9 protein-coding genes are annotated in these 11,694 nt (G+C 71.4%); 3 read left to right on the top strand and 6 right to left on the bottom strand.

What is annotated here, in order from left to right; all coding sequences use genetic code 11:
* Window positions 1-157 precede the first annotated feature (157 nt).
* Window positions 158-1,528, bottom strand: coding sequence for an alpha/beta hydrolase (locus LCE31_RS00930; RefSeq protein WP_225011946.1), 1,371 nt, complete (start codon window positions 1,526-1,528; stop codon window positions 158-160).
* Between the two features lie 579 nt (window positions 1,529-2,107).
* Window positions 2,108-3,901 (bottom strand): adenylyl cyclase, encoded by a 1,794-nt coding sequence (locus LCE31_RS00925; protein WP_225011945.1) that lies wholly within the window; start codon window positions 3,899-3,901, stop codon window positions 2,108-2,110.
* Between the two features lie 525 nt (window positions 3,902-4,426).
* On the opposite strand from LCE31_RS00925, the gene LCE31_RS00920 reads away from it, so the two are divergent.
* Genes LCE31_RS00920 through LCE31_RS00910 form a run of 3 tightly spaced genes read left to right on the top strand, consistent with a single transcriptional unit; the run spans window position 4,427 to window position 7,961 of the window.
* Window positions 4,427-5,134, top strand: coding sequence for a TetR/AcrR family transcriptional regulator (locus LCE31_RS00920; protein ID WP_263631252.1), 708 nt, complete (start codon window positions 4,427-4,429; stop codon window positions 5,132-5,134).
* A gap of 55 nt (window positions 5,135-5,189) precedes the next feature.
* Window positions 5,190-6,713, top strand: coding sequence for an FAD-dependent oxidoreductase (locus LCE31_RS00915; protein WP_225011941.1), 1,524 nt, complete (start codon window positions 5,190-5,192; stop codon window positions 6,711-6,713).
* A gap of 54 nt (window positions 6,714-6,767) precedes the next feature.
* Window positions 6,768-7,961, top strand: coding sequence for an SGNH/GDSL hydrolase family protein (locus tag LCE31_RS00910; RefSeq protein WP_225011939.1), 1,194 nt, complete (start codon window positions 6,768-6,770; stop codon window positions 7,959-7,961).
* A gap of 460 nt (window positions 7,962-8,421) precedes the next feature.
* On the opposite strand, the gene LCE31_RS00905 is transcribed toward LCE31_RS00910, so the two are convergent.
* The 4 genes from LCE31_RS00905 to LCE31_RS00890 form a co-directional block, all read right to left on the bottom strand.
* Window positions 8,422-9,132: a hypothetical protein gene (locus LCE31_RS00905; RefSeq protein WP_225011937.1), complete on the bottom strand. Its 711-nt coding sequence runs from the start codon at window positions 9,130-9,132 to the stop codon at window positions 8,422-8,424.
* An 18-nt stretch (window positions 9,133-9,150) separates the two neighbouring features.
* Window positions 9,151-9,657 (bottom strand): sigma-70 family RNA polymerase sigma factor, encoded by a 507-nt coding sequence (locus LCE31_RS00900; protein WP_225011935.1) that lies wholly within the window; start codon window positions 9,655-9,657, stop codon window positions 9,151-9,153.
* Between the two features lie 189 nt (window positions 9,658-9,846).
* Entirely contained in the window at window positions 9,847-10,602 is a 756-nt protein-coding gene (locus LCE31_RS00895; RefSeq protein ID WP_308042157.1) for a DUF3152 domain-containing protein, read from the bottom strand.
* A gap of 432 nt (window positions 10,603-11,034) precedes the next feature.
* A complete protein-coding gene (locus LCE31_RS00890) occupies window positions 11,035-11,694 on the bottom strand; it encodes a methionine ABC transporter permease (RefSeq protein WP_225011932.1) in 660 nt (219 codons plus the stop codon).

Below are 11,694 nucleotides of genomic sequence, written 5' to 3'. Positions count from 1 at the left end.
GTCCCGGGTCTCGCGGTCCTGGAGCCCGAGGACGAGCGCGGCCGCCTCCTCGTCCAGGACGAGAACGTCGTCCAGGGCGGCGGCCCGCGCCCCCCCCCCCGGCGCCGGGGGGGGGGCCCCCCCCCCCGCCCCGCGGCAGCCGGGCCGCCGGGCCCTCTCAGCCCCGGCGGGCCGGGAACCTCCAGTAGACCGAGCCCGCGCGGGTGACCGCGTTCAGGCCGAAGCGTTCTGCCGGAGGGTGCCCGTGCCGGACGAGCGCGTACAGGTCGGAGAGGATCGAGGAGTTGTCCCCGATGTACGAGTGGCCCGACAGGCCGGTGTCCAGGTCGGAGGCATCGACGGTGTCCACGCCGTCCACCAGGAGCATGCCGCTCCCGGACTGGCCGGCCCGTGGATAGCCGGCGAGCCGCCGGGACAGGGCCAGGGCCTTGTCGTTGGAGGAGGCGTAGAGCGTGCAGCCCCGGGCCCTCGGCACGAACGCAGGGGCAAGGTCGCGGAAGACCTCGGCGTCGATGTCGGGAGCGGCGAAGACCACTTGTCCGAGCGGCGCTTCCGGTGCGGGTCCCGGTTCGTGTCCGGGGTCCGCGAGGGCGTCGGCCACCACCCGGCACCCCATGCTGTGGGCCACGATGTGCACCTGGCCGGTGCCCGCCGCCGCGCGGACCACGCGCAGGAACTCCCGGAAGTGCGGGACGGTCCAGCGCGCGTTGTTCTCGTCGTGCGTGTAGCTGAGCACACTGCCCCTCGACGGCCAGCTGTAGAGGACCGCGAGGCCGGGGAACTGGAGGTCGTAGACGATCTGCGCGGTGCGGGTGAGGGCGTCTTCGAAACCCACGTGGTAGCCGTGCACGAAGACGAGCACGTCCTTGGCGCCCGCGGCCTCCCTCTCCGCGCCCGTCCCCGCCCAGGTGCGGGCCCGCTCGACGAAGGCCTCCCGCGACAGTGCCGTGACGTCGCCGACCAGGACGTCCCTCGCCGGCCTTGCCCGGAAGCGCAGGGACCAGCGGGCGGGCTTCTCCAGTACGCCCATCCGGTGATCGTCGGGCACGCCGACCCGGGCCGCTCCGAACACCAGAGGCCCACGCCGCCCGCCGAAGGCAGAACCCGGCCGCCCGCCGGTGGTGCTGACACCGGTCTGCGCGCTCCCGGCGTTCCGCGGGGTCCCGGCCCCGCGCCCCGCGGCACGGTCCGTGGCGTACAGGACCGTCAGGATCAGAGAGCGCAGGTACGGGACGCCGCCCGGCACGACGGGCCCGGCCTCGTCGTCGGAGAAACCGCCCTCGTCCTCGGCCGCGAGCTCGGCCAGCTCTGCCAGGAACCGGTCCGCCACCTCGGGCCTACGCGTGAAGAGCGACGCCAGACCGGCCGCGGCGCGCCGCCCGGCCTCGGCGGATTCCGCGCCTTCGACGGCGCGCAGGGCGATGACGACGGCGGATTCGAAGGACGCACGTTCCTCCGGGCACAGCAGGCCAGGGATGTCACTCCACACACCGGCCACCGCGCAGACCGTTGAGCTCGGCTCGTCCATGGTTCCCCCCCGTCGTGCAACAGCGGTGTGGCCATGATGATCGCACGGGGAAGGCAGGGGAATACCCCTGTTGTGCTCCTCTTGTCGAGTCCGCCTGCCCGTCAACTGCCGTACGCGTCCCGGTACACGGAGATCCTGACCGGTGCGTCCCGGCCCGGGCGCGCGGGTGCGGCGGCCGGGGCGGGAGGCGTCGCGGGCCGCTCCGGTTACGGCCCCGGCCGGTGTCACGCGGGTCGCCCGCGTCGCCCGGACTCCGCTCACACCCGTCGCCGTTGCACGCGGCCGACGGTCCGACTTGACGTCGCGTCGGGCGGCCCTCCGCAGGAGGCGGCGGACCGGTGGCGGTCGGCGACGAGAGCGGGCACGGCCGGGGCCGCGCTCGATGGATTCCACCGTGCGCGGGAGCCCGGCGTGCCGTCGGTGTCCGCGTGGTCAGTGTGGTCGGTGTCGTTGGGGTCGTCGGTGTCGTTGGGGTCGCCGGTATCGCCGGCGCCGTTGGTGTCGTCGCGGCCGGTGAAGGAGCCGTGTGGGCAGCCGCTCGCACCGGACCGCGCCCGACAACGTAACGGCCGCTGTCCGTCAGACGCTTGCGACGCCGTTCGTGTAGCTCTTCATGTTGAACGTGCCGAAGCCGTTCTGCACGGGGTCACCGGTGTTGTTGACGCAGTGCAGGATGCCGCCGCCGCCCGCGTCGTTGAGGCAGACGGTCATCAGCGAGGTGAAGACGACGCCGGGGGTGTCGGGGACCTCGTAGGCCCGATCGGTGTAGATGTCGGCGTCGAGGTTGAAGAAGCAGTAGCTGCCCAGGCCCCAGGCGTGGTGCTCGGAGACGTGGTCGCCGACCTTGTAGGCAGCGTAGCCGTTGGTGTCGCCGTGCTTCCAGGCGGACTGCGTCGGGACGTCGTAGGGGTGCTCGTTCTGGAAGAAGTAGGTGCGGCCGTGGTTGCCGTTCCAGAGCACCTCGTACTTCTGATGGTGCTCGACGAACAGGCCGTAGGCGGTGACCCGGTCGCCGTTGACGAGGAAGCCGGTGCCGGCCGGGTTGACCGACCAGCCCACCGTGCCGTCGAGGCCGTGGTCGGCACGCCAGGCCCAGACGTGGTCGACGATCACGTCGTCGCTGTCGATCTGGATGCTGACGTCGGTGCCGCCCGCGACGGCGCCGCCGATGCGGGGGAAGACGTCGAAGAGCGCGGTGGGCCGCGCGGCGTGGTTCCTCCTGCTGAACCTGTCGCCGACCCGGAGCAGGACGGGCGACCTGGGCGAGGCGGCCTCGAGGATCAGGCCGGCGACGGAGACGTCGTCCACGTCGGCGACCTCGATGAGCGAGTTGCCGTGGACGGCCTGGAGGGTGGCCAGGCCCAGGCCGAGGACGACGGTGCCGGGCCGGAGCACCAGCAGAGGGGCTGACAGCGGGTAGACACCGGGCGTGAACAGGAGGTGCTTGCCGAGGGCGAGTGCCAGGTTGATGGTGGCGGCGGAGTCGCCGGGCCGTGCCACGTGGAAGTCGGACAGCGGGACGCTGCGGCCGGCGGCCGGTCCGTGGGCCCAGGAGGTTCCGGTGCTGTTGCGGCGCAGCGCGGGCACGAACACCTGGTAGTCGCCGTGGCGGTCGACGGTCAGGAACGGCTTCTCGCGGACGGCCGGGGTGCGGTCGACGGTGGTGTACGGCGGGGTGGGGAAGGACGTGGCGGGGGCGCCCTCGACACCGACGAAGACCATGTTCCAGTTGGAGCTGGTCCAGCTGCCGATGGTGTCGTTGCGTGACAGCCACTGCTGCTGCGAGCCCGAGTCCACCTGGCCGTCCACCACGCTGTCGGCCAGGTAGCCGCCGCTGGACCACCCGTTGCCGGGCGGGCTCGGCATCAGGTTCATGTCGCCCTTGACGTGGACGCGGCGCAGCGGGCCGGCCTGGGCGACCGCCCAGCGCTCAAGGCCGTCCGGCGGCACGATGGTCAGGTTCTCGGCGGACCGCCAGAAGTCCTGGGTGCCGTTGCCGTCGAACCACTGGGCGTCGACGGTGACATGCCCGTTGATCACGACGTCCGAAGGGCTCTCGCCGAGTCCCAGGACGTGGGTGTAGAACCCGACGTTGACGTCGACGTGGTAGGTCCCCGGCTTGAAGGCCAGGGCGTACCGCTCGGTGCCGAACTGATTGGACGCCTGGGCGGCGAACACGGCGTCGACCCGGGCCTGGATCGCGGCATCGCCCATGGACGGGTCGAAGACAAGGACGTTCGAGCCCAGATCGACGGGTCTGCGCGCGGGCGGCGAGGCGAAGGCCGAGGTGGTGGCGATGCCGCCGGCCAGCGGTATCGCGGCAGCGGCGGTCGCCCCGCGAAGGACGGAACGGCGCGTGGGAATGACGGACACGGCTCTCCCTGAAGGGTGGACGGGGAAGGCGAATGCGGCTGGCCCAACCGCGAGAGAGCGCTCTCAGGGACGAAGTGAATCATTGCGGTTATGCGGCGTCAATAAACGGGACCGCCATAAATCGGTTCACCCGGCCCGCGTCCGGGGCCGCCGCGAGGCGCACTCCGTTGCGGGCGAGGCCACGCCCGTCGAGCCCGGGGCCGGGGCATCGCCAGCCCCTCGTTCCGGGACACCGCGAGCCTCGGTTCCAGGACACCGGAGTCCAGGTTCCGGGGCCCCGCGAGCCCGGTTTCCGGGCGGGCCGCAGCAGACGGGCGCGGCGTGCGATCTGCACGAGCGGGCTCCGGCAGACGGGCGCGACCTGTGACCCGCAGCGATTCCCAGGCGATTCCCGGGCGGGCCCCACCAGGCGGGCTCGGCGCGTGCGACCCGTACCGATTCCCGCGCGCCTGCCGAGTGAAGTGCCGCGCCGTGCGCCATTTGGTGCACTGCACCAAGTTGGCACAGCGCACCAAACGTGCCATCATGGGAGGCGTGACAACGTCGGAACGCCGGGCTCAGCGGCGCAACCAGGTGCTCTCCCGGGAGCAGATCATCGAGGCCGCGATCGAGCTGCTCGACTCGGGCGGCGAGGGCGTGCTGACCACCCGGGCGTTGAGCGAGCGCCTGGCCACCGGGTCCGGCGCGATCTCCTACCACGTCGGCAGACGGGACGACCTCCTGGACGCCGCGACCGAGACGGTCGTCACCGGCGCGCTGGCGACGCAACCCGCACAGGCCGGGGAGGCGCCCGCGGACGAGATCCGCGCCGCGGCGCTGGCTCTGTTCGACGCGATCGCGGAGCACCAGTGGCTCGCCACGCGGCTGACGCTTCAGATCATCCGCAACCCGGTGGGTCCTGTGACGGTGGGCATCTTCGAGAGGATCGGGGGGCAGCTGGGCGCGCTGGGTGTGCCGCGGGCCTCGTGGTTCGACGCGGCCTCCACGCTCGTGCACTACATCCTCGGAGCCGTCAGCCAGAACGCCCGCGTCGAAGGCGACACTTCCGGTGTCGAGCCCGACGCGGACCGCGGGGAGTTCCTCGGCGCCGCGTCCATGGCGTGGCAGGAACTCGCCCCCGAGGATTACCCGTTCATGCACGCCATCGCCGGCCAGATGGTGGACCACGACGACCGTGAGCAGTTCCTCACTGGCATCGCCATCATCCTCGACGGCCTCACCCGCCTCCGCTGACCTGCCCCGTCCGGCGGGCCGGCCCTCTCGCACCGGTTCCAGGAGGAACGCTCTCATGCACGACGTCATCATCGCGGGCGGCGGCCCGGTCGGCCTGTTCCTGGCCGGCGAACTCGCCCTGTCCGGCTGCCGCGTCCTGGTCCTCGAACGGGACGAGGAACCCAGCGCCCCGCTGAAGGCACTGCCGCTCGGGCTGCGGGGGCTGAACGCCGGTTCCGCCGAGGCCTTCTACCGCCGCGGCCTGCTGCCGGCCATGACGAAGGCTTCCGGCGTCGACGAGAAGAAGGTCGGCGCGGACCCCGAAGCCCTCCGGGCGCCGGCCCCGCGCGAGGTGAGCCACTTCGCGGGCATGACCCTCGACGCGGCGGACATCGACGTGGCCGCCCTCCCCGACCGGCTGCCAGGACCGGCCATGGAGGGCTTTTTGACCAGCCTGGAAGCGGTCTGCTCGGTACTGACCGAGCGGGCCGCCGTGCTCGGCGTGGAGATCGTACGGGGCGCGCCCGTCACGGCCGTGGTCCAGGACGGCCGGACGGTCACCGCGACCGCGGGCGGACGCGAGTTCCGGGCGCACTGGCTGGTGGGATGTGACGGCGGACGCAGTACGGTGCGCACGCTCGCCGGCTTCGACTTCGTCGGCACCGAGCCGCTGTTCACCGGCTATATAGCCCAGGTCGCCCTCTCCGAGCCCGAGCGGCTGCCCCTCGGGTTCAACCTGACCCCGAACGGCATGTACCTGCGGACCCCGCTGGAGGGGTACTTGGGCATGATGGACTTCGACGGCGGCACGTTCGACCGCTCCAAGCCGCTGACCCGCGAGCACCTGCAGTCGGTCCTGCGCCGCATCACGGGCACCGATGTGACACTGACCGATGTTCGTCTCGCTTCCAGCTTCACCGACCGCGCCATGCAGGCGACCACCTATCGCCAGGGGCGCGTGCTGCTCGCCGGAGACGCCGCGCACATCCACTCCCCCCTCGGCGGTCAGGGCCTCAACCTCGGTTTGGGCGACGCCATGAACCTCGGCTGGAAGCTCGCGGCGACCGTCCAGGGCCACGCTCCCGACGGTCTGCTCGACACCTACACCAGCGAGCGCCACCCCGTTGGCGCGTCCGTCCTCGACTGGTCGCGAGCCCAGGTGGCGACGATGAAGCCGGGTCCCAACGCTCCCGCCCTCCGGCAGCTGGTCCTCGACCTGATGAGCACTCCCACCGGGACGACACACGTCCACCGCAGGACGTCCGGGCTGTTCCACCACTACGACCTGGGAAGTGGCCACCCGCTCGTCGGCCGCACGGCCCCGGACTTCCGCTTCGAGGACGGCACCCACCTCGGCGACCTGATGCACGAGGGCCGGAGCGTACTGCTCGACTTCAGCGGCACTGACGGCCTGCGGACCGCTGCCGAGGGCTGGCGGGGCCGCCTGCGGTACGCGTCCGGTCCGGTACGCGACGGCCTCGGGCTGGAGGCCGTACTGATCCGGCCCGACGGTGTCGTGGCCTGGGGCGGTGAACACGCCTCCGACAGCGACACGTTCGAAGAGGCCGCGGCCCGATGGCTCGGCAGCCCGCGGCGGTAGCAGCCCACGATCCGGCGAACCGCGCACCACGACATCGACCATTGAGGGGCGATCATGACTTCCGGCATCACCCGACCCGCAACCACCGAGCACTGGGTCCGCACCTGGGGCGCCTCGCCGCAAGCGCCCGACAGCTCGGTCAGTTCCATCGAGCCGCTTGAGAACGCGACGGTGCGCCAGGTCGTGCGCGTCAGCGGCGGCGGACACCGCGTCCGCGTGCGCATCAGCAACGAGTACGGCGGGACCCCCCTGACCCTCGGCGCCGCCTCCGGCGCCGTCGCGGGCTCCGAGGGCGGGGACGGGGAGGGGAGCCCGCTAGCGGTGACGTTCAGCGGTCGGCCGTTCACGACCGTTCCGGCGGGAGCGCCCGTGCTCAGTGATCCCGTCGACATACCGGTCGCCGCCCTGTCGCGGCTGGTGATCAGCCTCTACCTGCCCGGCCGGGTCGACACCGTCACCTGCCACGGGACCTTCCACGCACTCGGCTGGACCGTCCCCGGCGACGCCACGCCGCACGCCTCAACTCCCGCGGACGCCACGCCGATGCCGGCGGGGGCCCTGCTCACGGCCGTGGAGGCGCAGACCGCCACGGCGTCGAAAGCCATCGCCGTCCTCGGTGACTCACGCGTCGACGGCATCGGCTCCACGCCCGGCGCGGACCGCCGCTGGACCGATCTGCTCGCCGAACGGCTCCTGGCCCGAGAGGGGGCGACGCCCTACGTGATCAACCAGGGCATCGGGGGCAACCGCCTCCTCAACGACGGTATCGGCACCGCCGCCGTCGCCCGCTTCGACCGGGACATCCTGTCGACTCCCGGTCTGGGTCACGTGGTTATCGCCGTGGGCAACGACGTTGTCTTCTCCTTCGCCCCGCGCACCGAGGAGACGGCCGGGTTCCTCGACATGTTTCCCGGCGCGCCCGTCACCGTGGACGACATCGTCGCGGCCCATCTCCAGCTTGCCTCCCGGGCCCGCGCGCACGGCGCCAAGGCGTACGCCGCGACCATCGCCCCCTACGGGGGCTCGGAGATGTACTCGGCCGACGGCGACAAGGCGCGTGAGCAGGTCAACGCCTGGATTCGCTCCAGCGGTGCCTTCGACGGCGTGCTCGACTTCGACGCGGTCTGGCGCGCCCCCGACGACCCGACGCGCATCCGCGACGGGCTGCACATGGGTGACCACCTGCACGGCAGTGACGCGGGGTACGCGGCTCTCGCCGAGGCCGTCGACCTCTCGCTCTTCGACTGAGCCCTGTTGCCTGATCCCTGACCGAAATTCCTGACCGAAATTCCTAACCCTGACTCCTGATCCCTGGTCCGGGATTCCCGACCCCTGATCCGGGACTCCTGACCGTGATCCCTGATCCGGGATCCCTGATCCCTGATCCCTGATCCGGGATCTGGCGGCGCCCGCGCCGAGCGGTTCGCGTGCCGGTCCGGTGCGAGCCGCCTGTCGTGGCGACGTCCGCTCGAACAGGCCACGCCCGCCGGCCTGAACTCCAGCCACAGACACGTCCGTCAAAGCCGAAAGCCGCACGGCGATCGTCGAGATCACCGTGCGGCTCCGGCCGCCTCCTCGTAGACCACGCCCGGGCGTCCGGTCAGCGACGTCCCAGGCGCGTCGAGAAAACGGGTCCACCCGCGGCGCCGCGCGGGCCGCTCCCGGGCGCCGGCGTCGTGCGGCGTCCGGGCAGCAGGCTGCCGGCCGCTCAGCCCAGGCCGGGCTTCGCGTCGCTCGTGGCGGTGACGCCCTGCGCGAACTGGACGATCTGCGCATTGGTCAGGCCCAGTTTGACGGGCACCTGGATCAGGACCTTCTGGCTCGCCTCGGACGGGAACATCAGCCATGTGGCTTCTTTGTCGCTGGTGAGCCCCAGCTGGCCCGTCCTGCCCTGCACGGTCACCTTCGTGAGGGACGCGCCGGCGGGGAACCGGGAGAGCCCCTGGAGCATGACGGCGATGCCGTTGGCGAAGGAGACGTCACCCTGGGGCGAGGGGCTCTCGTGCGTCCCCGGCGGCACGGCGACGAACTCCTCCTGGCTGACGGAGGTCACCTTCCAGCCCTTGGGAAGCGTGGAGACCTTGAACCCGACGGGCTGCGCGCCCGTGTAGGCGGCGAGCTCCAGCGTGCTCGACGGCACCGCGGGCGCGGACGACACCGGAACCCGCGAGGTGTGCCGCGCCGCCACGTCCGGCGCCTGCCCACCGAGGGGACCGGTCACCGCGGCGGTCACAGCGGCCGCCGCGACCGCGGCCGTGACGCCCACGCCCGCGATCCGCAGGCGGCGTCGGCGGTTCAGCGCGGAATGTCCGCGGGCGACGTCGGCTGCGAGCTGTTCCGTGCCGGGGTCGGGCTGTGCGGCCGTGGTACGGAGCGTTCCGAGCGCGTCGATCATGTTCTGCACGGGAGATTCCTCCATGGTGTGGTCCTGCACCTTTCAGACGTAGGCGTTCTCGTGGCGGGCGAAGTTGGCGCGGAGGCGTTCCAGGCCGCGGGCGCTCTGGCTTCTGACGGTGCCCTCCCGGCAGCCCAGTGCCTTCGCAGTGTCGGCCACGTCGAGCCCCTCGACGTACCGCAGCACGACCGCGGCCCGCATCCGGGAGGGCAGTGTGGCGAGCAGGGCGACGAGCCCCGTGTGGTCCGCGAGGTCGAGCTCGGCGAAGGCCACATCGGGAACCTCCGCGTGGGCCTGCTCGCGGCGGCGGAAGACACTGCGCCGTTCGTCTATCGTCGCGTTCACCACACAACGGCGTATGTAGGCGTCCCGGGTGTCGGGGCGAATCCGGGGCCAGGCCAGATACAGGCGGGTGAGCGCCACCTGCACCGCGTCCTCCGCCCTGTTCGGGTCGCCCGACAGCAGGAGGGTCGCCAGGCGCACGAGTTCGGTGCGTCGCCTTCGCACATACTCGCTGAATTCCAGGTCTTGTTCGCTGGTCGATCTCACAGATCTGCACCCTCCGGCGTCGGCACGTGCCACATGGACACCTCTTGTACGACGCCGCCCTCTCCCGCGTTGCACGACGCTCGAATATCTTTTCGTCGAACACCGGACGCGACGCACGCGGGGCCGGTTCCCGGCCGGTCCTCCGCCTGAGCGCACTCCCCACCGCGCACACCGCGAACTGTTCATCGCTCACTGCTCCGGGGGGCCCGAGACGAAATGGCCGTTCTTGTCATAGGGCCAGGCGTTGGCGACACATCCGTGCAGGCCCTTGATCTGCTGCATCATCACCGGCGCCGGCCTTCCCTGCCCCGGGCACGCCTGGTGCTGGAAGCCCAGGAAATGGCCCATTTCATGGTTGATGATCAGCGCCCGGTAGTCGTGGATCGGCCCGTCGAACGTGGGTGAGCCCTTGACCCAGCGTTTGAGGTTGACCACGACCCCGCCCGGTACCTCGCAGTCGTACTCGCCCGAGGTGTCCTGGTGTATCCCCGCCCAGCACAGGGCGTCGGTCGTGCCCGGTGTCGCGATTTTCACCACCAGGTCGTAGGGCTCCGAACTCACCAGCTGGAACGAGGAGGTCCCGTTGCGGGTCCAGCCCCGGGGAGCTCCGAGTATGTCCGCTATCTCGTTGGCCGCCTGGGTCGGCGACACGTCGATGCCGTCCTCGACCTCGACCTTGTAGCGGAGCAGCTTCGCCCCATGGCCGACTCTCGCACCGGATGCCTGAGCGGTTTCGAACGTGCCGGGACCGGTCGCGGGGACCTTGATCTCGGTGGGAGTCGGGCTCGGGGACGGCGGTGTCGGTGTGGGTGTCGGTTTGCGCGCTGCCGACCGGGACGGTGTGACGTGTGTCTCGCTCGCAGCGTGCGGCGGGCCGCTCGACGCGTCGCTCCGCGCCCCGTTGACCAGGAACGACGCGGTGCCCACCAGGGCCACGGCCGCCACGATGCCGAGCAGGGGCCCCCGGCGCCGGCGGGCGCGCCGATGGGAGGTCCCGTTCCGGATGTCTCCGCCGTGCGACGGCGTGGCACGCTGCCGGCGCGTGGGCGTGCCGGTCACCGAACCCCCGGCCGGGGCCCGGGGCGCGTGAGGGCAAGAGGTCCGCGCCGCGTACGAGTTCGGTACGTCATGGGCTCACGCGTTCACTGAACTCGGGGTCTCGTGCGGTGGTCGCTCTCACAGATATGCACCTCTCGTCATAGGCAGGGGTCACACGGACACCTCTTCTACGACGGCGGCGCGCCCCACGTTGCACGACATGGCAAACCGGCGTGCCGAGGGCGCCGGTCCTCGTCCGGCCGGTCCCGCTCCGACGCCCATCGGCCGAAGACCCACCGGGTTCCGGCATCCGAGGGCCGGCGCGGGGCGCTGAGCGGCTCAGCGGCGCAGGGCGCGCCGTGCGAGCCAGTTGCCGAGGAACTGGCCGGCCTGCACGATCACGACGATGGTGGCCACCGTGATGTAGACGATGGGCCAGTTGTAGCGCTGCGACCCGTAGGTGATCGCGAAGTCCCCGAGCCCGCCACCGCCGAACAGGCCTGCCTGGGCCGACATGTCCACCACCGCGACGAAGATGAAGGTGTAGCCGAGGACGATCGGACCGAGCGCCTCGGGGACGAGCACGGTCACCAGGATCGCGATCCGGCGCGCGCCCGACGCCCTGGCCGCTTCGACGACACCGGGCTCCACCGTGAGCAGGCTCTGCTCGACGATGCGGCTGACGGCGAACGCCGCCGACAGCGACAGCGCGAACGTCACGGCGTTGGTGCCGATCGTGGTACCGATGGTGTGCAGCATGAGCGGCTGGATGGCGGTCAGGAAGATCACGAACGGCACCGGCCGCACGACGTTCACCAGGATGTTCACCACCACGAACACCGATCGATTGGCCAGCAGGTTCCCCGGCCTCGTCGCATACAGCACCAGACCGAGGACCAGCCCGAGCAGACCGCCCGCCGCGACGGAGACGAGGACGATGAAGAACGTCTGCCGGATCGCCTCCTGGTAGACCGACAGGTTGTCGACGAATTCGTGCAC

The organism is Streptomyces sp. 8L (assembly GCF_020176795.1).
In the GTDB taxonomy this organism is placed as follows: Bacteria; Actinomycetota; Actinomycetes; order Streptomycetales; family Streptomycetaceae; genus Streptomyces.
The sequence above is the reverse complement of the archived record's forward strand: the minus strand, read 5'-3'. Positions and strand labels throughout refer to the sequence as shown.

Excerpts from the sequence above, each read along its gene's own strand:
- LCE31_RS00930 (WP_225011946.1), bottom strand. The coding sequence starts at position 1,528 with ATGGACGAGCCGAGCTCAACGGTCTGCGCGGTGGCCGGTGTGTGGAGT.
- LCE31_RS00920 (WP_263631252.1), top strand. The coding sequence starts at position 4,427 with ATGGGAGGCGTGACAACGTCGGAACGCCGGGCTCAGCGGCGCAACCAG.
- LCE31_RS00915 (WP_225011941.1), top strand. The coding sequence starts at position 5,190 with ATGCACGACGTCATCATCGCGGGCGGCGGCCCGGTCGGCCTGTTCCTG.
- LCE31_RS00910 (WP_225011939.1), top strand. The coding sequence starts at position 6,768 with ATGACTTCCGGCATCACCCGACCCGCAACCACCGAGCACTGGGTCCGC.
- LCE31_RS00905 (WP_225011937.1), bottom strand. The coding sequence starts at position 9,132 with ATGGAGGAATCTCCCGTGCAGAACATGATCGACGCGCTCGGAACGCTC.